Genomic DNA, 24,493 nt, shown 5'->3' on the forward strand with positions numbered 1-24,493 from the left:
TATAGACTCTGACTCTAAAAAAGTTCGTATAAAAATACTACATAAATAAGGAGGTTTTATATACGCGTTTTTCATTTTAAAAGACGGAGAGGTTTTATGTTATGTGGCGTAATAAAAACGTTTGGATTGTTCTAATTGGGGAGTTTATTGCAGGTCTAGGATTATGGCTTGGTATTCTTGGCAACCTTGAATTTATGCAAAAATATGTCCCTTCTGATTTCATGAAATCAGTTATATTATTTATCGGACTATTAGCCGGTGTTCTAGTTGGACCTATGGCTGGCCGTGTCATCGATCAGTATGAAAAGAAAAAAGTTCTTCTTTACGCTGGGTTTGGTCGAGTTTTAAGTGTTATTTTCATGTTTTTTGCTATTCAATTTGAAAGTATCGCATTTATGATCGCATTTATGGTTGCTCTTCAAATTTCAGCAGCATTTTATTTCCCTGCATTACAATCTGTAATTCCACTCATCGTACGTGAGCATGAGTTATTACAAATGAACGGTGTACATATGAATGTTGGTACAATTGCTCGTATTGCAGGCACTTCACTAGGTGGAATTCTTTTAGTTGTGATGAGTTTACAGTACATGTATGCCTTCTCAATGGCAGCATACGCCTTATTATTCCTCTCGACTTTCTTCCTACAATTCGAAGACAAGAAATCAACAACACCAAGTAAACAAGCTGCAAAAGATAATAGCTTTATGGAAGTATTTCGTATTTTAAAAGGAATTCCTATTGCTTTTACAGCACTTATATTAAGTATCATCCCTCTATTATTTATAGCTGGGTTTAATTTAATGGTTATTAACATTAGCGAAATGCAACATGATCCTACGATTAAAGGGTTCATATATACAATTGAAGGTGTCGCATTTATGTTAGGTGCCTTCGTAATTAAACGTCTATCTGATCATTTCAAACCTGAAAAATTACTATATTTCTTCGCAGTTTGTACTGCTTTTGCACATCTGTCATTGTTCTTTAGCGATATAAAATGGATGGCTCTTACATCATTTGGTTTGTTTGGGTTTAGTGTTGGCTGCTTCTTCCCTATTATGTCGACGATTTTCCAAACGAAAGTGGAAAAAAGTTATCACGGTCGCCTCTTCTCATTCCGTAATATGTTTGAGAGGGTTATGTTCCAAATCGTCTTACTTGGCACAGGCTTCTTCTTAGATACAATTGGGTTACAATATATGGTTCTCATCTTTGGAGTCGTTTCATTATTGATTATTTCTATTTCCCTTTCTAAGCAGAAACATTATGAAAAACAGCATTCGCAACCTGCAAATTTATAAAATAAACAAAGAAGTATGGGTCTAAAATATTGAATCCATACTTCTTTGTTTTATAATACGCCTATTTATTACGTTTATTCAAATTACCTAAAGGAGTATCCCCCTTTTATTTCGAATAGATTATAAAAAGTACTCTTTATAAAAGGAGTGGTAAAATGTCTGATGGCATCCAAGTATTTATTGTCCTGCTCTTTGCAATTGCTCTGTTTAGCATCCTAAACTTTTTAGCCATTTCCTTATCTGGACATAGTTTTAAAAAAAGAATCGTGGCAGGTTTCATATTTTTACTACTGACTCCCATTATCTTTTTGACTATCGCAACATTTGCTTCTATATTCGATAAAGCAGGATTTGGCGCAGGTACGTTAGCCTTTATGATCGCAAGCGTATATATATTAAATGGAATAGTAATTCTGCTTTCCTCTTTATTTATCCTCAAAAAAGACATAACATAGGCTATAGTACTAGCATGAATCTCACTTTACACTAGATTCATGCTTATTTAATTTCTCCTAAATTTTTATATGAAATTAAATAATTCTTTAAAAAAATTTAAACTTTATTTATTATAATATCCCTATCGTATTCGCACGTTTATTCAAATTTAAAAGAAAGGAGCACAAAATGAAAAAGGTTCTACTTACAATTCCTATACTAATCATCCTACTTAGTGGATGCAGCAATAACAATATATACGGTTCTTGGGAAGTCGTTGACAATAAAAAAGGTGAATGCCCTGTATATTATAAATTTGAAACAGTTGTCAAAAAAGAAAATAAAGAGGAAATTGTGCAAAATTTAGTAGAAATGCAAACAACAAAGAATAAAGACGATTTATACAAAGGCTCATTTGTCAAAAATTCTAATATATATCACATTGATTATGGTAATTCATTTACATCGGACCAAACTTTAAAAGTTGCCGACGGTACATTAAATGTATACTTTTTGACAGCCGAAAAATTATGCACATATAAAAAGAAATGATTACATTTCAGAGGAGACGCAGAAAATATTTTCTGCGTTATTTCACTTTAGAAATCGTCCACAAAAATAGCCCTTGTTTTCGTATTCTTTTTCATTCAAAACATGAGAAATATACTTAATAAAAACTAGAAAATATCTTAAGTTATATAAAATGAATCCTATAATAGACATTTCAATTAACACATCTACGCTATTTACATCGTTACTTTTCAAAATAGGCTAATCCTTCCTCTAAATTTGTCAATCGTTTTAATTTTCATAAAAAAATGATAAAATGTAAACATGTGTTTTCAGAATAATTAAAAACGCAGAATGAAAGCACTGTTTTTAGGAGGGGTTTTGATGACTTACACGTTAGCAACTAGAATGAAAGCATTCCAATCTTCTATATTTAGTGAATTAGGAGCCTATAAAAAAGAAAAAATTGCAGCAGGTCATAACATGATTGATTTGAGCATCGGAAATCCTGATATGCCGCCCGCTGATTTTGTAAGAGAAACAATGGTACATACAGCGAGTGAAAAAGAGAGCTATGGGTATACATTATCAGGTATTCAAGAATTTCACGAAGCTGTAACTGAATATTACAACAACGCTCATAACGTTTTATTAAATGCGGATAAAGAAGTTTTATTATTAATGGGTTCACAAGACGGGCTCGTTCATTTACCTATGGTTTATGCAAATCCAGGTGATATTATATTAGTTCCTGATCCAGGATATACAGCTTATGAAACAGGTATTCAAATGGCTGGTGCAACATCTTACTACATGCCTTTAAAGAAAGAGAATGATTTCTTACCAGACTTAGAAGTCATCCCTGAAGAAATTGCCGATCAAGCGAAGATGATGATTTTAAACTTCCCAGGGAATCCCGTTCCAGCAATGGCTCATGAAGATTTCTTTAAAGAAGTAATCGCATTCGCGAAAAAGCATAATATTATCGTTGTCCATGATTTTGCTTATGCTGAATTTTATTTCGATGGTAATAAGCCAATTAGCTTTCTCTCTGTACCTGGTGCTAAAGAAGTTGGTGTAGAAATCAATTCTTTGTCAAAAAGTTATAGTTTAGCAGGTAGCCGTATTGGATATATGATTGGAAACGAAGAAATTGTTCGTGCACTTACTCAATTTAAATCTAATACCGATTACGGTGTATTTTTACCAATTCAAAAAGCGGCATCTGTAGCACTAAGAAATGGCGCTGCATTTTGTGAGAAAAACCGCGATATTTATCAAGAACGGAGAGATACTTTAGTCGATGGATTCCGAACATTTGGCTGGAATGTCGATAAGCCAGCTGGTAGTATGTTTGTCTGGGCTGAAATTCCACAAGGATGGACTTCTCTAGACTTCGCTTATGCATTAATGGATCGTGCGAATGTCGTTGTTACACCTGGTCATGCATTTGGACCTCATGGAGAAGGCTTCGTACGTATTGCACTCGTTCAAGATAAAGAAGTATTGCAACAAGTTGTTGAAAATATTAGAAATAGCGGCATTTTCGTCCTTGAAAAAGTAGATGAATTAGTTAAAAATTAGTTCCCACTCCCCTGCTTAACTTTAGCAGGGGTATTATTAATTGGAGGTACTTTCATATGCATATTAAAGACACGCTTCCCCATCGTTATCCATTTTTAATGATTGATAAAGTAACAAATGTAAAACAAGGTGAATCCGTTACAGGATATAAACTCATTACAAATAACGAATGGTTTATAAATGATAGTCAAAAACATATGCCTCATATGTTAATTGTAGAATCACTTGCCCAGCTTAGTGCATTTGTACATACAAGTGATTCTGAAGGACTAGGATTTCTCTCCTCTTTAGATGGAGTTGAATTCCACGGAAAAGCATATCCCGGTGATAAACTTGATTTACATTATGAGCTAACGCGCAATCGCCGAGGTTTTATTCTTAGTAAAGGTATTGCAACTGTAAACGACCAGCCTATTGTAACTATAGAAAAACTATTAATATATCAAGCAGATTAAAGTGTTCCTTATATCAGTTGGAAATATCTATTCTCAACCAATTAAGTAAATAGGAAAACATATTACGTAGTTAGGAGCAGGAAAATGGAACGTACTATCGGTATCGATGCTGGAGGCACATTAACGAAAATAGCTTATTTTAACGAAAAAAAGCTATTAACTTTTGAAAAATTTTATTCACATGAACAACATAAAATAATAGATTGGATTAAAAACAACAATGGCATAAAACAAATATGTATTACGGGTGGTAAATCGAAACTATTACAGCATCTGCTTACAGGTTCATATAAAATAATAGAGCTAAACGAATTTGAATCTACTCTTGCAGGTGTCCAATACATATTAAAAGAAGAAAAGCACACTATAAACAATTTTATTTTAACCAATATCGGTACAGGTACTTCTATCCATTATGTTTATAATGAACAATATATTCGCGCTGGTGGAACCGGAGTTGGCGGTGGGACTATTATGGGACTTTCAAAATTGTTAACAAATATAGATCATTTTGAAGATGTAATCCCTCTAACAAAAGTAGGATCTAGAAAAGAACTAGATATTACGGTTGGAGATATTTATAGTGGTATTCTCTCACCTATTGATAATAGCTTAACTGCTAGCAATTTTGGTAAAGCCGCTATTTTAGAATCGAAATATAATAGCTCAGACATACTTGCTACTATACAAGGACTTGTCGGTGAAGTCGTTACTGCATTAAGCCTTCAATTCGCTGAAACAAAAAACATTGAACATATTATTTATATTGGTTCGACTTTATGTAATAACGTACAACTTCAACATATTATTAGTAGCTACACCGAATATCAAAATAAAACACCAATCTTTTTACAAGATGGTGGTAATAGCGGTGCAATTGGTGCATTACTTCATGCTACGAAATAAAAAGCTGACTTTTGTCAGCTTTTTAAAAATGGCACTTCAAATTCAATAATTGATTCCCCATTCTCTCCAATTCGCTCCACGCTTATTCTATCAATTACACAATTTAACTTCCCATGAAAACTAGGAATCTCCTTCACTACTTCAGCAGCTAATTCGGCACTTTCTTTTCTTCCGACTGTTACATGTGGGATGTACGGAATGTCTTCTTTCAAAAATTGTAATAAAGGTCCTGTATTCTATGATAAAAAATTTTGTATACTAACTCCATCTTCTCCCCTCCATTATTTCAACTGGCTCACTGGATATTTAGCAAATAAAGATTTCCGAAAATCTTTATCTTCCACAAGCATTTTAATTTTTTCTTCATTGCCGTTAAAGAACTTTATAACTTTATTTTTATCCCATATATCTTTTTCTTTTGGAAAATCATCGAATATTCTATGCAAAATTGATAACATTTCTTCCCTCATTATCTTAAAGTTTTTATTCTCTACCTGAAACTCATAAATTTTTGCATTTGGCACTAAAATCACTAAATATATAGCATTAAAGAAAAAATTCTTCTTCATCGTATCCTTCTCATCAAACCAATACGTCTCAATCATTTCTTCTGTAAGAGCCCCACTTTCTTTTGCGCCATAGTTCACTTTTATATTTTCATTTTCTAAACTTATACTTTGAACTGTTCCACCACCGGGTAAATGATTAACAATTGCAACCACATCTGAATTATTACCAACGTATGTCCCAGTATATTTCTTAAAATCATCTGACCTAATATCATATATATCTTTTATTCTTTCTCCATTAGAACAAGCCGCAATGAATAAAAAAATTGTTAGCATAACGATCATGTTATGATGCATATATTTCATTTAGCATCCCCCATTTTTATCGATATTTCGTTAATTACAATATTTACTTTCAAATCCCTTTTAAATATACGCATTTTAATCAAAATTAAAAATTTTCATTTTTTATGTTTACAATTATCCATTAATTGTATATACTTACTAACGTAAGAAAAAAATTCTAAAAGGAGGTCGAAGGAAATGATGAAATTACAATTACATGCATTAACTTTAGCGTTAACTGCACCTGTGTTTTCTGGACAATTAAATATGAATTCGACCACCCTAATGGAGAATTGAAAATCGTACTTTATTTCATTTAATTCATAAATTCGCCACAGGAGGCCGTATACTTTCCTGTGGCTTTTTCACGCCCAGCCATAGGAGAACTGTATCTTCCTGTGGTTTTTTTGCGCGATTTTTTAGTCTCTTACATTATTTTTCTAAGAAAGGAGCAACATTCAATGACTATTAGCGTATTGTTTTTAAGTATTACGATTCAAAGAAATATAATTTCCAAAGATGAACTTCTTCATAATGAGCAAATTGAAAAAGCTATGAATGATGTTAAGGAGCGCCAAGCACTTTACTGTGACCACCTGTAATTCCTTTTCGAAAGGAGGAATTCATTTATGACTTTTCATATTTTCTTTTTTACGACTGTACTTCAAAAAAATACTTTATCTGAAAATGAAATTAATCGTAAACAACAGTTAAAACAACTGACTGATAAAATAACTGACATTAAAAGTTCATACTACACTCAAATGTATTAAAAATATATTTTAAAGGGGTAATATATTCATGAAATTTAAAGCATTCTTTTTAACAATCACTATTCAAAAACGTAAGCTCTCACAGAAAGAGATTTTACGTGAACAACACATTCAAAACATTATGGACGAAGTAAAAGAGCTTCAATCTTCTTATTACACTCGTCTTTTCTAAACCACTTATAAAGGGGTAATTATCCTATGAAATTTAAAGTATTCTTTTTAACCATTACCATTCAAAAAAATAAATTTTCCGAGTCTGAAATGCTTCATGAGCGACAAATTAATCAGGCTATGGATTCTGTAAAAGAAAGACAAAGTCATTACTGTAGTCACCTGTAATTTCTTATTACACTCGTTTTTTCTAAATCACTTATAAAGGGGCAATTATTTTATGAAATTTAAAGTATTCTTTTTAACCATTACCATTCAAAAAAATAAATTTTCTGAGTCTGAAATGCTTCATGAACGACAAATTAATCAGGCTATGGATTCTGTAAAAGAAAGACAAAGTCATTACTGTAGTCATCTGTAATTCCAATTCGAAAGGAGGAATTCACATATGAAGTTTCACCTATTCTTTTTAACGATTACGATTCAAAAAGAAACAATATCTCAAAATGAATTAAAACAAGAAAGACAATATAAACAAGTTATTGATGAAATTCGAGATCGTAGAAGCAAATACTACACTCACCTTTAATCGTTTAACTATATAGAATTGAAAGGAGTCGATTATGATGATGATAGCACGCTGTAAGGAAATGATTTGGATAGTTCAGAGGGATTCCACATAGTTTTATAGAGCTTATATCACACAAGTTCATCGCTGAATTTGATGTATAAAAAATATATAATAAAATCAAATCAACCCGCTTTTAATTATTTTTTTATAAACAAAAGATACACCACTTAAAAAGAGGTGTATCTTTCTCAGGTTTTACTATTTCCGATTACTTCTCTTCGTTTTAAACAATCTCACTAAGTTTGAAACAACTGTTTTTGTTACTGCATAAACTGGTACTGCTAAAATCATTCCGATGATTCCAGCAAAGTTACCTACCCCTAAAATTAGGATAATAATTGTTAATGGGTGGATGTTTAATTTCGAGCTCATAATACGTGGTGAAATAATATTACTTTCAAACTGTTGTACAATTGTTACGATAATAATTACGTATAAGGCTTGCATCGGAGATACGAACAGTCCTACAATAACAGCTGGTGCTGCTCCGATAAATGGACCTAAGTTAGGAATGATGTTTGTAAATGCTGCAATAATTCCTAAAACGAAAGCGTACGGTAAATCGATAATTAAATAACCGATAAAAGTAAACGCACCTACAAATATACAAACGAGCGCTTGCCCTTGAATATATGCAGATAATGTTTCGTTCGTTTCCTTAATGATACGAAGCCCCTCTTCACGGTAAGACTCTGGTAATAAACTTACCGCTTTTCCTGGAAAGGCATGTCCATCTTTAAACATGTAAAATAAAATGAACGGTACAGTAAATACAACTAATGCAACGTTCGTGATAATACCAAATAAAGCCGTTGCACTCGACGTAATTGTATTTGGTATATCTCTTAAGTATTCAATCGCATTTTTTTCAATTGTTTCAATGGAAACGTAGTTTTGTGTAGATAACCATTCAAACAACCTATGATGTGATAATTCTTGTATGTATACTTTTCCTTCTTTTATGTAGCCTGGCATATTTTTTACCAAGTCCATTAGCTGTTGTGAAATCGTAGGAACAACTACTCCAACGCCAACCGCAGTTAATGTTATGATAAAAAGATATAACAGCAATATCGCTAAATTTCTAGGTACTTTTTTATTCTCCAAAAAGATTAATACAGGATTAAATATAAAGTATAAAAAAAGCGCGATTAAGATTGGGAAAAATAATGTTGATATGAAGATACCAATCGGTTGAAATAAAAATGATATTTTTGTGCAAATAAATATGATTCCTACAACCATTAGCACTTCTAATGTCCAAAAGTGCACTTTTGATTTCAAAAAAATGGCCTCCTTTAAACTAGCACTTCTCTTCATTGTACCAAAATAAGTATGAATTTCACATATTATTTTCCTTTACAATATTCCAAAATACCAATAAATACACTACAATGAGATTACATACAAATTTGCAGGTAAAGGTGATAAAAATGACACAATGCATCATTTGCAGAAAAGATACGAAAGAACTTAGTGAACAATATGTCATTCCAGAAATATTATGTGGATATTATTTCACAAACTCAATTTGTGATACTTGTCATGAACAAATGACAACAAATATTGATCGTCCTTTAATTAGGCATAAATTGAGTCAATTTAAGATTGAACAAATGAAAAGACAAATTGATTCCCCACTCTATACGAATGAGCACGGTGAGGAACTTGCGGCTGCTGAGACTGATGTTGTCGAAGTAAGCGACGAAATTCTTTATTCTAATGCATTAATTATGAAACTATGTAAAAAGCACGATATTTCCTTACATAATGAAATTTGGAAAGAGGAACGTGTAACGAAAGTAGCCAGTTCTATTCAACGTGAATTGCTATTGGATAACCGTAAATATAAAATGAGTATATTAAAAATGGCTTATACATTCGCTGTACAAACAGTTGATGGCTACTTTGAAGATCAAGATGCGATTGATATCTCTACCATTCTCTCAAATGCAGATTTCGTGGAACTAAAAGAAAAAAGCATTGTACGTGATTTAAGCAAAAGTTCTTTATGGAATACGCTAAATACAAGTAGTGAAAATCATTACTTTATTTTACTTAGCGATAAAGACGGTCTGTTTTGCTTCATTCGTTTGTTTGACATTTTTGATGTTGTCGTTCATTTATCAGAAAAAAGATTTGACCTTCCATCACCCATTGTCGGTGTAAATAATGTGAATACACAGAAATTTTATGTCCAAAGTTTAAAACAGTATATGGATGGGCTGTTTAAAGAAAAAGCACCTACTATATAACAGAGACCAGAACATACGGTCTCCTTTCTTGATGAAAAGACACTGTGTTATAATGAGTATGAAAAGAACAATACAATCACATAAACCAATTATAAATTGTATATAAATAAAAAAGACTAGTGTGCGGCTACACACTAGTCCACGTAACTTAGCAGATTGGATTGTTCATTTATCCTATTTGTTTCTTACAAACAAAACAACCCACATTCTATAGGCATAGGTGGGTTGTTATTTTTTGAGCTTGTCTATTAAAACGACGACAAACGTTAACAATGCAACGAGAAACAGTCCACCCTGCAGTAGCAACGCTATTTCACTCACGTATTATCACCCCCCTCCTACTCGGAGAAGTGATAATTGAACAACCAACCGCACCTTAAGTTACCCTTTAATTTTACCATATTTTCTAATAATTTACGATGAAAACCCGCAAGCGAATAACTTGCGGGTTTTTTATCCTGTGTTAACAGGCAGTAAACAAAATGAAGCAATAAATAAGTGAAACTTTATTTCTCACTATTTTTTTAATGCATATGCATCAGCAATCATTTCACCAACAATTTTATTTTCTTCTTTCTTCTCGTCTTTCAATAATGGGAATAACAATTCTGCCACTTCATACGCTTCTTCTAAATGCGGATATCCTGATAAAACAAACGTATCAATTCCTAACGATTCATATTCTTTTATCCTTTCTGCTACTGTATGCGGATCGCCTACAAGTGCAGTACCTGCCCCACCTCTTACAAGTCCGATTCCAGCCCATAAATTAGGGCTTATCTCTAACGACTCTCTCGTACCTTTATTTAAATGGGTCATCCGTTTTTGACCAACCGAATCATATCTTGCAAATGTCTTTTGAGCAAGCTCAATTGTTTCATTATCCACATATTGAATTAAACGTTCTGCCTCTTCCCATGCTTCTTCTTCTGTTTCTCTTACAATTACGTGTAATCTAATGCCAAATCGCACTGTACGCCCCTTCTCTTCTGCAAGTTTTCTTACTTCTTCTATTTTCTCTTTCACTTGCTCTGGCGGCTCTCCCCACGTTAAATATACATCACTATGTTCAGCTGCTACTTCTTTTCCAGCAGCTGACGATCCTCCGAAATATATAGGAGGATATGGTATTTGAACTGGTGGGAATACAACTTTACTATCTGTAACTTTAATATGTTTTCCTTCTAAAGAGATCGTTTCACCTTGCAATGTCGATTTCCAAACTTTTAAAAATTCATCCGCTGCTTCATATCTTTCATCATGATCAAGATATAATCCATCTCCTTGTAGTTCAACTGGATCTCCTCCAGCTACTACATTAATAAGCAGCCTCCCATGTGAAATTCTATCAAATGTAGATGCCATCCTCGCTGCAACTGTAGGGGACATTAGTCCTGGTCTCACTGCTACTAAAAATTTTAGTTTTTCTGTTTCAGCAGCAAGAGCTGAAGCTAACACCCAAGGGTCTTCACATCCTTGACCAGTTGGAAGTAAAACACCCGTATATCCTAAATAATCAGCTGCCGCAGCAACTTGCTTATAATAACCATATTCAGCTGCTCTTCCTCGTTTTGTCGTTCCTAAATATCGACCATCTCCATAAGCCGGAATAAACCATAATAATTCCATACCTTTACACACCCCTTATTTATTTTGAATCGTATACTAACACATTCTATATAAATTACCCCTAATAATTTATATGTTAATTCCCTGTCTCACCTTTAAAGTTATCTCGCCATCTTAAAAACTTCACTTCTAGTAAACGTACTAGAGAGTCAGAAAACTTCCCAACAAATGCAAATATAATTATGCCGACAAATACGATATCTGTATTTGAAAATTGCCTTGCATCCATAATCATATAGCCAATACCTTCTGTAGACCCCATAAGTTCTGCTACTACTAAACTCACCCATGCAACACCTAACGATAACCTTGCTCCTAGTAAAAGGTTAGGCAATGCAGCTGGTAAAATTAGTTTCGTAATTAATTTTCTTTTACTAAACTCTAACACTCTCGCAACATCAAATAACTTTGAATCCACACCTCTAATACCTAAAAATGCGTTTACGTATAAAGGAAAAAATGCACCATCTGCAATTAATAACACTTTCGATGTTTCACCAAAACCGAACCATAATACGAAAAGCGGTGCAACAGCTAAATGAGGTACAGTTCTTAACATTTGCACAGATGGATCTAAATATTGCTCACTTCTCGTTGAAAATCCAACAATCGTTCCTAAAATGATTCCTAAGCCCCCACCAATAAAGAAACCAGCCGCAGCCCTGAATACACTAATACTTAAATGGCCGAATAACTCTCCTGTTTTAATAAGCTCTTGGAAAGCTAGAAAAATATCTAATGGTGTTGGTAAAACTGTTTTAGAAACAAGACCGAATACACCAGCTAACTGCCAAATTATTAATATAATAACCGGTATAGTAATCGCCCTTACTAAAACTTTTACATTTAACTTTCGCACCTTCTTGACGCTGTTTTTCTCAATCGTTATACTCGCTGGTTTAATAACAGCTTTCGTATTTTCCACTTTACAAAACCTCTTTTCACTTCGCTTTCAATGCTTTTCTACGAAAGAATTATCTACAACTTTTTCCGTCTTAATTTCTTTCTTTATAGAACCGAGCTTATATTGAAAATCCGCTGTCTTTTGTTGTTCTGCTATTATTTCCTTCGTTACTGGAACTAAAATTGGTTTGTCGTGATTAAACACTTCTTTTACGATCTTCGCATCTATCTTTTTTACAGAAGTATATACTTTTATTGCTTCATCTAAGTTAGCATCTTGCCATACACGTGCTTTCTCATAAACTTTGAGGAATTTCTCAACTAATTCTGGATGTTCTTTCGCAAATTTTGTTCTCGTAATTAAAAATTCTGGTGAAGAGACATTTAATGTTTCACCGTCTGCAATCACCTTCGCACCTTTATTTAACGTATGTAATGATATGAAAGGGTCCCAAATCACCCATGCATCTACTGATCCTGATTCGAATGCAGGCTGCGCTTCATCTGGTTGTAATTGAATGACATCTACATCTTTTGAATCAATCCCTTCTTTATCAAGTGCTCGATATAATAAATTAAAAGCACTACTTCCTTTTGCTACTGCAATTTTTTTACCTTTCAACTCTTTTACACTCGCAATTTTGCTATCTTTTTGAACGAGAATTCCAGTTCCTTTTCTCGCATAACTTGTATTGGCGATTTCGGTAAATCCAATACCTGCTGCTTGCGCTGAAATGACTGGAGAATTCCCTACTTCACCAAAGTCTAATCGGTTTGATGCGATTGCTTCAAAATAAGGAGGTCCACTTTGGAACTCTGTCCATTTCACTTTAACTCCTTCTTTTTTAAACTCCTCTTCAAACCACCCCTTTTTCTTTGCTAGTAATAGCGGGCTTAATCCTTGTTGTATACCAATTTGTATTGTTACATCTTCTTTTTTTCTACTTGCTTTACTTTTTTCACATCCTAACAAACATACTGATATAGCTAAAGCAAAAGAAAGAATTTTTAATTTTTTATACATATAAAATCACCCCTTTCCTATATACTTGTTTGAATCAACCCTCCATATTCAAACTGCTGTAATACTTTCGTTCGAAGTTGTTGGAACGATTGAGAAGTTTTATTTCGCGGATAAGGCAAATTATTTTCAATCACTTTATGTATTTTCCCTGGTTTTGCACTCATAATGATGATTCGGTTTGAAAGATATATCGCTTCGTCTATATCATGTGTAACGAATATCATTGTTGTTTTCTTCTGCTCCCAAATATCTAGCAATACTTCTTGTAAATGACTTCGAGTAAAAGCATCCAGCGCTCCAAAAGGTTCATCAAGTAATAATACATTTGGATCTCTTAATAACGCTCTCACTATCGCAACACGTTGTGACATCCCGCCTGAAATTTCTTTTGGATACGATTTTTCAAAGCCATCTAACCGAACGATTTCAACCCATTCTCTTACCTTATCTTTCACATACTTATCTTTTAACGATAAATCTGCCGCTATATTTTCTTCAACTGTTAACCATGGAAAAAGCCTATGTTCTTGAAAAATAAAACCTTGTTTCTTGCTCGTTTTTAAGATAGGCTCCCCGTCAATAACAACTTCACCTTCAAAATCATTATCTAGACCTGCAACAATTTTTAGTAATGTACTTTTTCCGCACCCACTCGGACCAATTACTGTAACAAAATCCCCTTTCTCTAATTGAAAATTAATATTCTCTAGCACTTGAACCGTACCAGTTTGTTTCAAAAAATATTTTGATACCCCATCAATTGAAACAGTCATTTCTTCCCCTCCTTAAAATGATTCATATAAATGAACAGATTCAGTATTTGTGCAATAAAAAAACCAAAGGCATTTTATCTGTTGATAAAATGCCTTTGGTTTCTCCAATCAGCAATACGTTATGGAATTAAGTACATATTATACAAATATTTCCGATAAGTCAACTGGGTTTTATTAAAACATACATATGATTTGTTTGAACATTTTACTTTTGTTTATTTAAACGATATCGTTTACTTACTATTTTTTCTGATCTTTAATCCACTGTAACCAATAAGAAAACTCACACGCTAAATGCATTTGATGGGATTTAATAACTAAGCGACGAAATTTCTACAAAAAAAAGAGTAATTTCAAGAAATATGCTACTAACCTTAGATTTATTAAAAAAGTTAGATCATATAACTTGAGACTACTCATTCCCATTCAAAATATTTATGTAATTAAAGTTTATTTCCTCTGCACCCTGGCTGTCTCCAAAACTATTGGTGGCAGCTCTTTTTGAATGATTTCTTTTAATCCATAAAGAGCTTTCCTCACATACCCACCTTCGAAATTTCCTAATGGTTCTGGTAATTCATCTTCATCCAATATGAAGTATTCTCCATTTGGAAATACCATAATATCGATGATTAAATCTTCAAAGGAAACCACTTCATCTTTTATTTGTGTGTTTTTTACGATATTAAAATAGGAACCTAAATACTTTCCTTTTATATCTCTCCATACGTATAAATTGTACGGACGATCTTTCCAGTAATATGCGATTGTATAACTTCCTTTTGGGATTGTTAACTTAGTATCATTTGCAGTCATTGTAAATGAATACTGCACCTCGTGAAATAAAACGATACTTTGTGATTGCTTTTCAAGTAATAAGCAATTGTGATCTACTATTGTTGAGTTATACCGGATTTTTCTTTCTATAATTTCAATTTTCGATGTAAGTAACTTATTCATTATTTTGTTTCCCCTTATGCTAGTTCTATCCTCAATTATATCCATTTATGTAGTGATAAAGAAGTGTATAGTTTTTTATATAATGATTTATAAAAGTACATAATAAAAACTCCTTCTTATTTAGAAAGAGTTTTTCACTATCCATGTTTCATATTTTTTCACTTCTAACGGAAGCTCATTTGTTTTTATGTAACTAACAGCACTATTACTCATGTTTTAACTTTTCCTTAACCGCATCATAAAATTTTCGTTCTTCATCAACATTTAAGTAAACACGACTTACTGTTTTAGAAAAGCCGTATAACAACTGCGCTTTCACTGGCTCTTTTAATGTTATTTCAAAAGTAGCAGGTTCTTTTATGAACTCCATAACAGTTGCATCCAATACCTGTTTCCTTTCTTTTGCCGTTAGCAATTCACCCTTGTAGAACGCAATATTATCAATTTGTGTAAATGGCATAACAATTTTCTTTCCTAATCCGATTTGAATGACTACTTGTTCTTCTGTTACGACAAGGGGATTTTTGCGCATCGCTTGTATTTCAGCTATAAAATAAATCATCGCGTATACATTTAAAATAAGTAAAATCCATGCTATTACTGGATTCCACTGATGTAGTAAATAATGAAAACCAATGCTTTCAATTATTGTTGCATGAATAATCATGATATACACACCTATAGCACCAGTCTTTTTATGATATGAGTATACAGATTTACCTGTTGGTACTTTTTCACGCCACGATAAAAACGCATAATAGATTAACTTACACTCTGTTAGAATGACATCTACTAACTTACTTCTTTTCATAGTGGCGTCAAACGCTGCATCAATTGCATAAGAAAAGGAATAATTTTCTCTTCTATATTCTTTATATTTTTTTATTATTTTAGGAAGCACTCTAACAATTTTATAGAGAAGGAATAATTCTAGACCTACAAATGCAATTTCAGCCGCAACAATAATATAAGAGATGAATGAAAAAGCTTGTAAATAGTCACTTGGAATAATAAATCTTGCAAAAATATAACCAGCTATTACAACAGGAACTATATACGTTAACGAGTATCTTTTTCGAATAATGAAGAAATACGTGATGATTGGAATGACAAACATGCAATCTAATAATGACCCAAGCACAACTTCTTTCGGCGCAACTGGTACAATTGGAAGGGCATACAATAAATAGTTTAATAGCATAATTAAAGATACGAGTCCAATCCAAACACCTTTTCGCCTTCGTGATAGTGTAACCTCCATACGTTCACTCCTTTATTTAAAAACCTCATTTAAATGGTCTTTATAAAATGAAATGGCACGTTCAAATTCTTTTACTTCCTCTACTTTCACGACAGTTTCAAGTAATAATTTCATCGCTGATTCGTGATCGTTTACGTTATATTTTGCTAATGATAAAAATACTTTCATCGGAGCGTTCTCTGGGAATTTTTTCACCCCAGCTTCTAATACTGTAATTGCCTTTTCATATTCCCCTATACAACGATATGTACTTCCTAAACCAATATAAGCACCGCAAAGCGATTCGCCATCAAGTCCATTTGCGATTGCCTGCTCATAATACGGAACTGCTTCTGTTTCTAGCCCCATTACATCATGTATCCACGCACACTGATACAGTACTTCTGCATCCTTTGTAAAGTTTGTTAATCCTATAAGCATCTCTTTAGACTGCGCATATTTCTTTTCGTTTCTAAGTTTAATAGCTTGCTTTAATAAATGTTCCATAGAATCCACTCCTCACCAATTATTCTGTGTATAGCTCTTGATTGGTATACGCTTCACATTCGTGTAAAAGTAAAATTCCCACCAATTAAAGTTTCGCTTACTTATTACTATGCGGATTCATTCTCATCTAAAAACTTAATTTTAAAAAGCAGTGACACGATTACATAATACCTCTAAGCTTTTGACAATTTCTTTCGCTGTTTCATCTTTCCCATTACACAACTTCCCTTTACCATCCTGTCCAATTACATAATGCACAGCTCCGCGCGAATATAAAGAATGTGGTGAATTCGCAATCATTACATTCGCCCTTGCTTCTTTCATTCTATTTTTTGCTCTTTCAAACAGTTCTTCTTCATTTAAATCACTTTCAAGTTTAAAACCAACAAGTACTGTTTCTGGGTCCCATTCTTTTATTTGTTTTAATACTTTTGGAGCCTTTTGAAAGTGAATAATCGGTGCTATATCACTTGAAATTTTTCCGTTCATATTAAGAACATTACCATCTTGATCACAAATTTTCTCCACAATCCAATCTGATCCAGCCGCTGCCATAATGACTGCATCAATCTTTTCATGTGATATGATACTTTTCATTTTATCTTGTAAATCAACGATTCCTTCAAATGGATGTAATTCTAACCCTCTATGTACACCACTCGGTTTCTCCGCAAAATAACCGTGTAAATATATAACATGTGCCCCTTTAGCTAGAAGTTCTTCTGCGATTATCCTTCCGATTGTACCTTTGGCCATATTCGTATGCCCGCGTACTTGATCCCATTTTTCTAGACAACCACCGCTCGTAATTAATACCTTTTTCCCCTTCATTGTAACCATCCCTTACTAATTTTTCTTACGAAACCATTCTGTTCCAAAGTCAACTATATCACGCTGTTTCATTAGACGACACGTTGCATTCCCTATCTTCCCAATTTTTACAGTTCCTTTTCGCTCAAACTCCACACCAATTTCTACAAACTTCTCAGATTCATAATCCATTTCAACAAACTCTTTCCACACTCTTTCACCGTTTTCTATAATAGGTGCTCCTACTTGTATTAACTCACATGCACCAGAACGCACCTCGGATAAATGAACAGACGTATTGGAATCATATCCAACACCAATTAATAATACGTACCCGTCTAAATCATATATTTTTCTTAATGGAGATTCTTCTCCAAAGCTCATTGATAACGAATGGTTCATTGTTATTTCTACTGCATGTTTTCCCCATGCAGCAAAACTTCCTAACGGATGATTACTACGTACTACATTCGGATATGTACGAAAACATTCAACTATTTCACCCATTCCCCTTGTTGGGGTTATACGTGAATCAAATGCTGGGACGTTATCTCGGATAATTTGCCACCAGTCTTCCGGTACAGGTGGTCTTGACCAATGTTTCGGATCGGACAAATCCGAAGATTGCGTTGGCATTATTATCGTTCCTTCTTCCGTAACAACTTTCATTAATGCTTCTACTACAGCAACCGCACCACCAGATATCCACCCGATAGAACTTAGTGATGAATGAACGATAATTGTCATTCCTTTTTCGACTCCTAATGCTTTTAAATCTTTTGTTATTGTTTCGATTGTATTTGGAAATTGTGTACTTGCTACTATTTCATTCATTTTCATATTGGTTCCCCCACTAGCTACGTAAATTTAAACTTTTATATAAATATATTATCATATTTTTCTTAATTTTTAACTTAATCATTTTTCACATCTATAAAAAATAGTAATATTATTACACAAAAAAATATTCGAATTATAATATTCAGATTTAAAACACAAAAAGAAAGTGAAGATTTTACATCCAACCATAAAAAGCTGTTTTATACATAGACGAAAGAGCTCATCACAAATGATGAGCTCTTTGTTTACTTTATCCTTCAATTGTAACCCCAGTAAACATTGATAAGTTTCCCGTTATTTTCTCACCTACACGTAAAAATAAGCCTGCTGCTCTTCCACTTATACAGTGAGAGCCAATTAATAGTTTACCAGTATATGGACCATCCCATGTGTCAATGGTATAGTCAGGCATTTCTATGTATTGCTGGTATATCTTCCTTTGTTCAAAGTAATACTCTGTTTTATCTTCAGCTAATAATTCATCATTTTCGTATATAGATACTCCGCCACCTTCACGACCAAATACAGGTTTGGAAACGTATGATTCATGTCTTTCTAGAAATCGCTTATTTGAAAAATATGTTGGTAGAAAGTATTTATAAATAATGTCTTGCTCTTCTTCTGTAAAGAAAACACTTTCTTCATAAAGCTTCCAAATTAGTGCGAGTACACTTTTGTTTTGCATAACAAATGCGGCTGGCGGATTAATAATTTTCACTCTTTCTTGCGCAATATGATCTAAAAATTGTAAACCAATCCTTTTTCCATTCTTATCAACGTCCGTTACTAAATACTCTATTGGATACAGTCTATATAAATATTTTATTTTTTCTCCACTCGGCGTATATATACCATCTTCCGCAACGACAATGTCTTGTATTCCTACATAGTCCGTTGACTGATTTAAGCAATACGTTCTTAAAAACTGAACCGTTTGACTATCTTCATCGTGCCAATCATAACTAGTAAAATATATCGTCTCTTCAGGGCCTATATGATAGTCATGTTTAATTTGTTCCCATGCCTGCACAATATGCTCTTCTATATGGTTTGGGTGATTTACATCATGATAACGGCATAACACTTCATTTGCGACAGACGGTTCTAAATAGCCTGTTGGCGTATCACAATTTACTTCTATTAATTTTATATCGTCACCATTTACGATAAAATCAAACCTTGTAAAATATGAAAATAAACCATTATGTTTCATTCTCGCCATTTCCCACGCTTCAGCTGGGAATCCAAGTTTTTGAAAATCTTCTGTCGTATTTACAATATATTGATACGTTCTATATAACACATACATGATTTCTTCTGTCGCTTTTGAGATAGCAGTATAAGTTTTTGCTGGCATGCGATACATCCCTGTTGCCATATATTGATTCCATTCTTCATTCTCTAACAGACTAGGCCAAGTGAAACCATTCCTACTAGCCTCTTCTGCAAGTGAAAACCATACTTTCATATACTCTTCTTGCTCTCGTTCTGTATACATTACTCCATTACCCTTTCGTTTTAGGATCCTGCTGGCGCTTTTGCGTTTCCAATTCCACTTGAACCAGAGTTTACTTTCGGTGTTTGCGTAGTAGATGATTTTGGCGTATTTGTATCTGGTGTTACTTTATTGGATGGATTTGGCTGCTGTTTATTTAAATCTACTTTATTGGAAGTATTATTGTTACCGTTAGAACCACCAGTATAACCACCGCTACTACCGCCACCTGTTCTACGCTCATCTTTTTCACGATATGGAATAACATTATTTGCATACGGTTTCTTCATTAAATTTGGTTTTGCTGTATAATTCATATTTGAAGTTCTACTCGCTAATAAATATCCTGCTACAAATGGAAGTATCGGTAAATGAGAGTTTTCATGATAAGATGAAAATGACGGATTATTTTCCTTGCATAACTCATCTTTCTCTACATTTTCATTGGTTGGGGCTTTATCATCACAATTTAATGTTTCTTGCTCATTTCTTTGTTTTGCACCATCTGTTTTAACAGCTGTACTTTCTTGCTGAGCAGTTTCTTCTTCATAATCACCACAACCTGTTAATAAAAAAGATGACACCCCTATTGAAGTAGCTATTTTTATAAACTTACTTTTATCCATTCTCACTTGTTATACACCTATCTTCTTTTATCTATATTTTTCCAGATACCTATATTATATAATGAAATTATTATTTTTTTCAAACTATATTCAATATGTACAATTGTATATTTTCATGCTATTTTTCCATGTAACAATGAAATCTTTCTATCCCTGGATATTTTTCTCCTAAACTTTTAACTTGAAAACCAATTCTTTTATAAAATTCTACCGCCCCATCGTCTGTCTCTGCTTCTATATAAGTCAATTGATATATCCTTACCACTTCTTTAATCATTTGCAGTGCAATTCCTTTTTGACGATAATCTGGAGCCACTGCTATATGACATACTCGTGCTTTAGTTGCTCCGATTACTTCAATACCTAGACAAGCTTTTTCTTCATATTTGTACAAAGTCCCTTTATTACTTTGATAAAATAATACTGCTTTCTTTAAGCTTATTTCATTTGGACCGACGGCATATTGTAGCACATTTAATATTGAATCTTTTTCAATTTGTTCAACACGCTGTAAATTCATATTTTCATCCCTTTCTATGAAAAAAAGACTAACTCTTAATAAAAAGAGCTAATCTCATTACGCCGTTATTTTTTCTTCTTTTTTTACAACGACAGCCACATAACTATGAAGTATCATTCCAATAATAACGAGACTCATACCAATCCAAGATAATGATGACGGAATTGGTGCAGATAACCAGATCAGCTCTCCTACTAGCGCAAATAAAACTTCACCAGACTGCGTCGCTTCCACTGTTGCTAATTTTTGCGGATCATCTTTCACAAGATCTGTTGCAAAGAAAAATAATACTGTCGCGATTAACCCAGAGCTAACTGCTACAATAAAACATTGAAAAACTTGGCTACTTGACGGTAATCCGCCTGTTGATACTTCGTAACCAGATAATAAAAACCAAAATGGTAAACTTGCTAATGTCATACCAAGTACTCGCTGAAATACATCTAATTCCCCTTTACAAACTTGCATCATTTTTCTATTTCCAAGAGGATACGCAAATGCTGCAATAAGTACAGGAACTACACATAACACGGTTTCACGAATACCTAATGAAGAAGCATGCTCTACTTGCATGAGAACAACACCGAATAAAATAATGCCCGACATAACTAATTCCTTCATCGGAAGTTTTTTATGTAGTGGATCCACCGCAAAAAATGGTGTTAACAAAATTCCTGCAACGATTGTAATTTGCCATGTTGATGCAACGAGCCAACCTGGTCCGAACGCTCCAGCAAAACTAAGCGGTGCATAAAAGAGACCAAATCCAACGATACTCCATACTAACCATTCTTTCGCATTGTTTTTCATATATTGAAAGAGTTGCTTTAAGTCCCCTCTATACATAACAATAAGTAATAGCATTGGAACCATAAAATAATACCGTAATGATGCACTCCAAATCCAGCTTCCACCTTCTAAGTCCATTGCCCGGTTTAAAACAAAGGTAAAGGCAAAGAAAAATGATGCCAGTATCCCTATAACAATTGCTTTCATTGTAAAACCCCTTGTATTTAATTTTTAATCTCTATAACATATATTTTAGTATACGCGATGAAAAATCTACATACAAACTTACATTTCACTTTGGGATGATGAAGGAATTGTAGTAGATTTACATGGGAATAAAGTGCATTGGTATGAAATCGAGGCCATTACATATCAAAATTTTCAAGGGTCAAAATCTACTTTAATCTCGACCCACTATACTCACCATGAAAATATACGCATCCGCTATAAAAGATGGCTACCAACTATTGCACATTCAATTTACTGGTTTTCTATTGAGAAACCAAAAGATTATCATAAAAATTTAATGATAGCTTGGGAAGAAAAGCGAACAAATAAAAACAAACGCCTCCTTTAATTATTATTTAGGGGCGTTCGTTCATTCAAAAATTAAAGAATATGTAGTTTATATTCTCTGTATAATTTCCTCAAACGACTGATATGAGCTTGATGATACCGATTATGATCTGCTATATGCCATATTCCCCATCTTATTGTCGCAGTTTCGTCTTTTTCATACAAAACTTCCTCTCTTAAAAGAACAACACCATATGTTCATCATCACTATACACACCATTTATTTTTATAGCCCTTTTTTCAATTCCGTATGTTTTAAATCCCATCGATTCATATAAGTGTTTGGCTGGTTCGTTCGTTGACACAACCCCTAAATTCAATTGCTCTAGCTTCATCTCTTTTGCCCTTTCAATTGCTTTACGTATTAAATCACGTGCAAGACCACTTCTTCGATTTTCAGTATCTACATACATTGCAACAATATGTCCTTTATGCTTATATGCGTCCTTTTCTTCTGTTAATAAAGTAACAATCCCAACTAAACGATTTTCATTATTAAAAGCACCAAATGTAAAACTACTGTTGGATGAAAGATTACTAGCAACTCGTTCAAGAGGGTTTTCTTGACGTACTGCTTCTTCATAAGTCGTTATAAATGCTTCTGGATTTACTTGTAATGCTTGTAAACGTAACTCCCAATATTGTTTTGCATCCGCTTTTGTAAGTAATCGAATCATTTTATCTTCCCCTTTTTAATTTACATAATATTTTTATAGGCTACTTTTTTTGATTCATACTCTTCTTTTAATATACTGTAACGATTGCGATGAATGAACTTCCCCTGTCTCAATCGATCATTTCTCATTAACCCTTCGCATACAAATCCGGCACTTTCATAACTCTTTTTAGCTTTTGTATTATCTTCATCTACACGTAACCAAATTTTCTCCAATTCAAACTGAGAAAAACCTATTTGTAACATGCTGTTTAGAGCTGCCATTCCAAATCCTTTACCCCAATAGTCTTTATTTCCAATCGCAATTCCTAGTTCAGCATTTTTATTTGTTTTATCAAAATTTTTAAGGTCTACCCATCCAATATGTATACCTGCCTCAGTAACGATTGCCCTTTGTTCATAACCATTTTTTCGGCTTATACAAGCTTCAATCCAGTTTCTCGTATCTCCACGAGTGAACGGAGGATATTGATCTGGTACGACTAAATGGTTTGTTACATCTCTATCTAATGACCATTGATAGCGATCTTCTACATCATCTAGTGTCAATTCTCTTAATTGAACATATGGTACATTCATTTTTCTCGCCCCTTTTTATTTACCAATAGAAAATCCTTCGAACACTCTTCCACCATACTGTTCTAACGTCTTTTCTATAAAATGAATTAATTCATTTTTCTCTCCCGTTTTATAAAAATGATCAAAAGCGGCTACAAATTTGTTTGCATATTGCTCATCATATCTTCTTAGCACTCTAATAAACCATTTTGAACTCCCAAGCCACTTACCATTTACTCTTAATACATATTCATGTACTAAATCCGCTAATAAATTAGCGATAAACAATTCTTCTTCTCTTTTTGTTGCACCAATAAAGTCATCTAAAGTATCCGTAATAAAATATCGCTTCTGCTTAATCGTTTCTTCGGTCCATTTAGCTGGTCCTTTATGTAGTAAATCATTCGCTTCTTTTTTTAATTTCTCAACAATTTCCTTTTCCCCTTTTAATGCAATCCCTTCCGAAACTAATTGTGGTAACGACGGTCTCCCTCGATCACAATCCATTTTGAAAAAGGTTTTATATGTTCCAAAATTATGAACAAACACCTCAACAGGCCATCCATTACTATAGAAAGATTCCCTATAGCAAGAAGTTAAACTTTGGTCAACTATTACAATATCAAGGTCAGATGTTTTTGTCGCTTCTCCTCGTGCAACGCTTCCGCCGAGTAAAGCTACATCACAATTCGGAAATTGTGATGTAATTATGTTTTGTGCTGCGTCAATTGCTTTCATAACCGATCCTC

General features: G+C 33.5%; 32 protein-coding genes and 2 pseudogenes. 13 read left to right on the forward strand and 21 right to left on the reverse strand.

Annotation, left to right across the window (positions count from 1 at the left end; genetic code table 11):
- Positions 1-101: 101 nt before the first annotated feature.
- The 6 genes from D1166_RS08670 (at position 102) to coaW (ending at position 5,194) form a co-directional block, all read left to right on the forward strand.
- The gene (locus D1166_RS08670) at positions 102-1,304 is read left to right on the forward strand and encodes an MFS transporter (RefSeq protein ID WP_118043276.1); all 1,203 of its coding nucleotides are present in this window, start codon (positions 102-104) and stop codon (positions 1,302-1,304) included.
- A gap of 155 nt (positions 1,305-1,459) precedes the next feature.
- Entirely contained in the window at positions 1,460-1,759 is a 300-nt protein-coding gene (locus D1166_RS08675) for a hypothetical protein (protein ID WP_001279473.1), read from the forward strand.
- A gap of 169 nt (positions 1,760-1,928) precedes the next feature.
- Positions 1,929-2,291: a hypothetical protein gene (locus D1166_RS08680; RefSeq protein WP_097856299.1), complete on the forward strand. Its 363-nt coding sequence runs from the start codon at positions 1,929-1,931 to the stop codon at positions 2,289-2,291.
- 342 nt (positions 2,292-2,633) lie between these two features.
- The gene (locus D1166_RS08685; protein ID WP_118043277.1) at positions 2,634-3,833 is read left to right on the forward strand and encodes an LL-diaminopimelate aminotransferase; all 1,200 of its coding nucleotides are present in this window, start codon (positions 2,634-2,636) and stop codon (positions 3,831-3,833) included.
- Between the two features lie 56 nt (positions 3,834-3,889).
- The gene (locus tag D1166_RS08690) at positions 3,890-4,288 is read left to right on the forward strand and encodes a 3-hydroxyacyl-ACP dehydratase FabZ family protein (RefSeq protein WP_053514308.1); all 399 of its coding nucleotides are present in this window, start codon (positions 3,890-3,892) and stop codon (positions 4,286-4,288) included.
- An 84-nt stretch (positions 4,289-4,372) separates the two neighbouring features.
- Complete coding sequence (gene coaW, locus D1166_RS08695) at positions 4,373-5,194, forward strand: type II pantothenate kinase (protein ID WP_097856297.1); 822 nt, start codon at positions 4,373-4,375, stop codon at positions 5,192-5,194.
- A gap of 14 nt (positions 5,195-5,208) precedes the next feature.
- Here the strand turns inward: coaW and D1166_RS08700 are convergent.
- Together D1166_RS08700 and D1166_RS08705 are read right to left on the reverse strand one after the other, a co-directional pair.
- Positions 5,209-5,427: pseudogene (locus D1166_RS08700) on the reverse strand (2'-5' RNA ligase family protein); the annotation flags it as partial.
- 48 nt (positions 5,428-5,475) lie between these two features.
- Positions 5,476-6,069 (reverse strand): DUF4825 domain-containing protein, encoded by a 594-nt coding sequence (locus D1166_RS08705; protein WP_097856296.1) that lies wholly within the window; start codon positions 6,067-6,069, stop codon positions 5,476-5,478.
- 440 nt (positions 6,070-6,509) lie between these two features.
- Here D1166_RS08705 and D1166_RS08710 point away from each other — a divergent pair, with 440 nt between their 5' ends.
- Genes D1166_RS08710 through D1166_RS08735 form a run of 6 tightly spaced genes read left to right on the forward strand, consistent with a single transcriptional unit; the run spans position 6,510 to position 7,521 of the window.
- On the forward strand, positions 6,510-6,650 hold the full coding sequence (locus tag D1166_RS08710; protein WP_097861607.1) for a YrzI family small protein: 141 nt from the start codon (positions 6,510-6,512) through the stop codon (positions 6,648-6,650).
- 27 nt (positions 6,651-6,677) lie between these two features.
- The gene (locus tag D1166_RS08715) at positions 6,678-6,821 is read left to right on the forward strand and encodes a YrzI family small protein (protein ID WP_016110163.1); all 144 of its coding nucleotides are present in this window, start codon (positions 6,678-6,680) and stop codon (positions 6,819-6,821) included.
- A gap of 28 nt (positions 6,822-6,849) precedes the next feature.
- Positions 6,850-6,993 carry a YrzI family small protein gene (locus D1166_RS08720; RefSeq protein ID WP_000668961.1) on the forward strand — a complete coding sequence of 48 codons (144 nt, stop codon included), beginning with the start codon at positions 6,850-6,852 and terminating at the stop codon, positions 6,991-6,993.
- A 26-nt stretch (positions 6,994-7,019) separates the two neighbouring features.
- On the forward strand, positions 7,020-7,160 hold the full coding sequence (locus D1166_RS08725) for a YrzI family small protein (RefSeq protein WP_000669805.1): 141 nt from the start codon (positions 7,020-7,022) through the stop codon (positions 7,158-7,160).
- 52 nt (positions 7,161-7,212) lie between these two features.
- A complete protein-coding gene (locus D1166_RS08730) occupies positions 7,213-7,353 on the forward strand; it encodes a YrzI family small protein (protein WP_000669805.1) in 141 nt (46 codons plus the stop codon).
- Positions 7,354-7,380: 27 nt separating this feature from the next.
- On the forward strand, positions 7,381-7,521 hold the full coding sequence (locus tag D1166_RS08735; RefSeq protein ID WP_000668497.1) for a YrzI family small protein: 141 nt from the start codon (positions 7,381-7,383) through the stop codon (positions 7,519-7,521).
- A gap of 240 nt (positions 7,522-7,761) precedes the next feature.
- Here the strand turns inward: D1166_RS08735 and D1166_RS08740 are convergent, their stop codons facing one another.
- Positions 7,762-8,847 (reverse strand): AI-2E family transporter, encoded by a 1,086-nt coding sequence (locus D1166_RS08740; protein ID WP_097856295.1) that lies wholly within the window; start codon positions 8,845-8,847, stop codon positions 7,762-7,764.
- 149 nt (positions 8,848-8,996) lie between these two features.
- Between D1166_RS08740 and D1166_RS08745 the strand changes: the two genes are divergently transcribed.
- Positions 8,997-9,818 carry an HNH endonuclease gene (locus D1166_RS08745; protein ID WP_000189710.1) on the forward strand — a complete coding sequence of 274 codons (822 nt, stop codon included), beginning with the start codon at positions 8,997-8,999 and terminating at the stop codon, positions 9,816-9,818.
- Between the two features lie 228 nt (positions 9,819-10,046).
- Here D1166_RS08745 and D1166_RS31740 read toward each other — a convergent pair whose 3' ends face one another.
- From D1166_RS31740 to D1166_RS08835, 18 genes and pseudogenes are all read right to left on the reverse strand, one after another.
- Positions 10,047-10,139, reverse strand: coding sequence for a putative holin-like toxin (locus tag D1166_RS31740; RefSeq protein ID WP_001289320.1), 93 nt, complete (start codon positions 10,137-10,139; stop codon positions 10,047-10,049).
- 195 nt (positions 10,140-10,334) lie between these two features.
- Positions 10,335-11,447, reverse strand: a complete 1,113-nt coding sequence (gene ssuD / locus D1166_RS08750) for an FMNH2-dependent alkanesulfonate monooxygenase (protein WP_053514306.1) — start codon at positions 11,445-11,447, stop codon at positions 10,335-10,337.
- Positions 11,448-11,523: 76 nt separating this feature from the next.
- Positions 11,524-12,372 carry an ABC transporter permease gene (locus D1166_RS08755; protein WP_000432109.1) on the reverse strand — a complete coding sequence of 283 codons (849 nt, stop codon included), beginning with the start codon at positions 12,370-12,372 and terminating at the stop codon, positions 11,524-11,526.
- 27 nt (positions 12,373-12,399) lie between these two features.
- Positions 12,400-13,374, reverse strand: a complete 975-nt coding sequence (locus tag D1166_RS08760; protein WP_097861593.1) for an aliphatic sulfonate ABC transporter substrate-binding protein — start codon at positions 13,372-13,374, stop codon at positions 12,400-12,402.
- Positions 13,375-13,391: 17 nt separating this feature from the next.
- Positions 13,392-14,147: an ABC transporter ATP-binding protein gene (locus tag D1166_RS08765; RefSeq protein ID WP_097856293.1), complete on the reverse strand. Its 756-nt coding sequence runs from the start codon at positions 14,145-14,147 to the stop codon at positions 13,392-13,394.
- A gap of 450 nt (positions 14,148-14,597) precedes the next feature.
- Complete coding sequence (locus D1166_RS08770) at positions 14,598-15,107, reverse strand: ribonuclease FAU-1 family protein (RefSeq protein ID WP_097856292.1); 510 nt, start codon at positions 15,105-15,107, stop codon at positions 14,598-14,600.
- Between the two features lie 205 nt (positions 15,108-15,312).
- Positions 15,313-16,368 (reverse strand): hypothetical protein, encoded by a 1,056-nt coding sequence (locus D1166_RS08775; RefSeq protein ID WP_097856291.1) that lies wholly within the window; start codon positions 16,366-16,368, stop codon positions 15,313-15,315.
- Positions 16,369-16,380: 12 nt separating this feature from the next.
- Entirely contained in the window at positions 16,381-16,854 is a 474-nt protein-coding gene (locus tag D1166_RS08780) for a tetratricopeptide repeat protein (protein WP_000400636.1), read from the reverse strand.
- A 141-nt stretch (positions 16,855-16,995) separates the two neighbouring features.
- A complete protein-coding gene (locus D1166_RS08785; protein ID WP_097856290.1) occupies positions 16,996-17,685 on the reverse strand; it encodes a phosphopantothenoylcysteine decarboxylase domain-containing protein in 690 nt (229 codons plus the stop codon).
- 15 nt (positions 17,686-17,700) lie between these two features.
- The gene (locus D1166_RS08790) at positions 17,701-18,504 is read right to left on the reverse strand and encodes an AAC(3) family N-acetyltransferase (RefSeq protein ID WP_086409559.1); all 804 of its coding nucleotides are present in this window, start codon (positions 18,502-18,504) and stop codon (positions 17,701-17,703) included.
- Between the two features lie 250 nt (positions 18,505-18,754).
- Positions 18,755-20,002 (reverse strand): glutathionylspermidine synthase family protein, encoded by a 1,248-nt coding sequence (locus D1166_RS08795; RefSeq protein WP_000287883.1) that lies wholly within the window; start codon positions 20,000-20,002, stop codon positions 18,755-18,757.
- A 20-nt stretch (positions 20,003-20,022) separates the two neighbouring features.
- Positions 20,023-20,631 (reverse strand): hypothetical protein, encoded by a 609-nt coding sequence (locus D1166_RS08800; protein ID WP_001242170.1) that lies wholly within the window; start codon positions 20,629-20,631, stop codon positions 20,023-20,025.
- Positions 20,632-20,743: 112 nt separating this feature from the next.
- The gene (locus D1166_RS08805; RefSeq protein ID WP_001053322.1) at positions 20,744-21,145 is read right to left on the reverse strand and encodes a GNAT family N-acetyltransferase; all 402 of its coding nucleotides are present in this window, start codon (positions 21,143-21,145) and stop codon (positions 20,744-20,746) included.
- Between the two features lie 57 nt (positions 21,146-21,202).
- Complete coding sequence (locus tag D1166_RS08810) at positions 21,203-22,141, reverse strand: DMT family transporter (RefSeq protein ID WP_097856288.1); 939 nt, start codon at positions 22,139-22,141, stop codon at positions 21,203-21,205.
- A 402-nt stretch (positions 22,142-22,543) separates the two neighbouring features.
- A pseudogene (locus D1166_RS08820) lies at positions 22,544-22,690 on the reverse strand (DinB family protein); the annotation flags it as partial.
- Entirely contained in the window at positions 22,687-23,187 is a 501-nt protein-coding gene (locus tag D1166_RS08825) for a GNAT family N-acetyltransferase (RefSeq protein ID WP_086409557.1), read from the reverse strand. The pseudogene D1166_RS08820 and the gene D1166_RS08825, both read right to left, overlap by 4 nt.
- A gap of 20 nt (positions 23,188-23,207) precedes the next feature.
- Positions 23,208-23,765, reverse strand: a complete 558-nt coding sequence (locus D1166_RS08830) for a GNAT family N-acetyltransferase (protein WP_001102503.1) — start codon at positions 23,763-23,765, stop codon at positions 23,208-23,210.
- A 15-nt stretch (positions 23,766-23,780) separates the two neighbouring features.
- Entirely contained in the window at positions 23,781-24,482 is a 702-nt protein-coding gene (locus D1166_RS08835; protein WP_000643685.1) for a nucleotidyltransferase domain-containing protein, read from the reverse strand.
- Positions 24,483-24,493: the final 11 nt, after the last annotated feature.

The sequence above is a fragment of the Bacillus sp. ISO11 genome (assembly GCF_003458115.1).
GTDB classification, from domain to species: domain Bacteria; phylum Bacillota; class Bacilli; order Bacillales; family Bacillaceae_G; genus Bacillus_A; species Bacillus_A cereus.

Bases quoted from the DNA above. Each gene is read 5' to 3' on its own strand.
- D1166_RS08745 (WP_000189710.1), top strand. From the start codon at position 8,997: ATGACACAATGCATCATTTGCAGAAAAGATACGAAAGAACTTAGTGAA.
- D1166_RS08835 (WP_000643685.1), bottom strand. From the start codon at position 24,482: ATGAAAGCAATTGACGCAGCACAAAACATAATTACATCACAATTTCCG.
- D1166_RS08670 (WP_118043276.1), top strand. From the start codon at position 102: ATGTGGCGTAATAAAAACGTTTGGATTGTTCTAATTGGGGAGTTTATT.
- D1166_RS08705 (WP_097856296.1), bottom strand. From the start codon at position 6,069: ATGAAATATATGCATCATAACATGATCGTTATGCTAACAATTTTTTTA.
- D1166_RS08685 (WP_118043277.1), top strand. From the start codon at position 2,634: ATGACTTACACGTTAGCAACTAGAATGAAAGCATTCCAATCTTCTATA.
- D1166_RS08795 (WP_000287883.1), bottom strand. From the start codon at position 20,002: ATGTATACAGAACGAGAGCAAGAAGAGTATATGAAAGTATGGTTTTCA.
- D1166_RS08765 (WP_097856293.1), bottom strand. From the start codon at position 14,147: ATGACTGTTTCAATTGATGGGGTATCAAAATATTTTTTGAAACAAACT.
- D1166_RS08680 (WP_097856299.1), top strand. From the start codon at position 1,929: ATGAAAAAGGTTCTACTTACAATTCCTATACTAATCATCCTACTTAGT.
- D1166_RS08760 (WP_097861593.1), bottom strand. From the start codon at position 13,374: ATGTATAAAAAATTAAAAATTCTTTCTTTTGCTTTAGCTATATCAGTA.
- D1166_RS08710 (WP_097861607.1), top strand. From the start codon at position 6,510: ATGACTATTAGCGTATTGTTTTTAAGTATTACGATTCAAAGAAATATA.
- D1166_RS08825 (WP_086409557.1), bottom strand. From the start codon at position 23,187: ATGATTCGATTACTTACAAAAGCGGATGCAAAACAATATTGGGAGTTA.
- D1166_RS08805 (WP_001053322.1), bottom strand. From the start codon at position 21,145: ATGAATTTACAGCGTGTTGAACAAATTGAAAAAGATTCAATATTAAAT.
- D1166_RS08735 (WP_000668497.1), top strand. From the start codon at position 7,381: ATGAAGTTTCACCTATTCTTTTTAACGATTACGATTCAAAAAGAAACA.
- coaW (WP_097856297.1), top strand. From the start codon at position 4,373: ATGGAACGTACTATCGGTATCGATGCTGGAGGCACATTAACGAAAATA.
- D1166_RS08715 (WP_016110163.1), top strand. From the start codon at position 6,678: ATGACTTTTCATATTTTCTTTTTTACGACTGTACTTCAAAAAAATACT.
- D1166_RS08830 (WP_001102503.1), bottom strand. From the start codon at position 23,765: ATGAATGTACCATATGTTCAATTAAGAGAATTGACACTAGATGATGTA.
- D1166_RS08775 (WP_097856291.1), bottom strand. From the start codon at position 16,368: ATGGAGGTTACACTATCACGAAGGCGAAAAGGTGTTTGGATTGGACTC.
- D1166_RS08770 (WP_097856292.1), bottom strand. From the start codon at position 15,107: ATGAATAAGTTACTTACATCGAAAATTGAAATTATAGAAAGAAAAATC.
- D1166_RS08730 (WP_000669805.1), top strand. From the start codon at position 7,213: ATGAAATTTAAAGTATTCTTTTTAACCATTACCATTCAAAAAAATAAA.
- D1166_RS08675 (WP_001279473.1), top strand. From the start codon at position 1,460: ATGTCTGATGGCATCCAAGTATTTATTGTCCTGCTCTTTGCAATTGCT.
- D1166_RS08720 (WP_000668961.1), top strand. From the start codon at position 6,850: ATGAAATTTAAAGCATTCTTTTTAACAATCACTATTCAAAAACGTAAG.
- D1166_RS08780 (WP_000400636.1), bottom strand. From the start codon at position 16,854: ATGGAACATTTATTAAAGCAAGCTATTAAACTTAGAAACGAAAAGAAA.
- D1166_RS08690 (WP_053514308.1), top strand. From the start codon at position 3,890: ATGCATATTAAAGACACGCTTCCCCATCGTTATCCATTTTTAATGATT.
- D1166_RS08725 (WP_000669805.1), top strand. From the start codon at position 7,020: ATGAAATTTAAAGTATTCTTTTTAACCATTACCATTCAAAAAAATAAA.
- ssuD (WP_053514306.1), bottom strand. From the start codon at position 11,447: ATGGAATTATTATGGTTTATTCCGGCTTATGGAGATGGTCGATATTTA.
- D1166_RS08790 (WP_086409559.1), bottom strand. From the start codon at position 18,504: ATGAAAATGAATGAAATAGTAGCAAGTACACAATTTCCAAATACAATC.
- D1166_RS08810 (WP_097856288.1), bottom strand. From the start codon at position 22,141: ATGAAAGCAATTGTTATAGGGATACTGGCATCATTTTTCTTTGCCTTT.
- D1166_RS08785 (WP_097856290.1), bottom strand. From the start codon at position 17,685: ATGAAGGGGAAAAAGGTATTAATTACGAGCGGTGGTTGTCTAGAAAAA.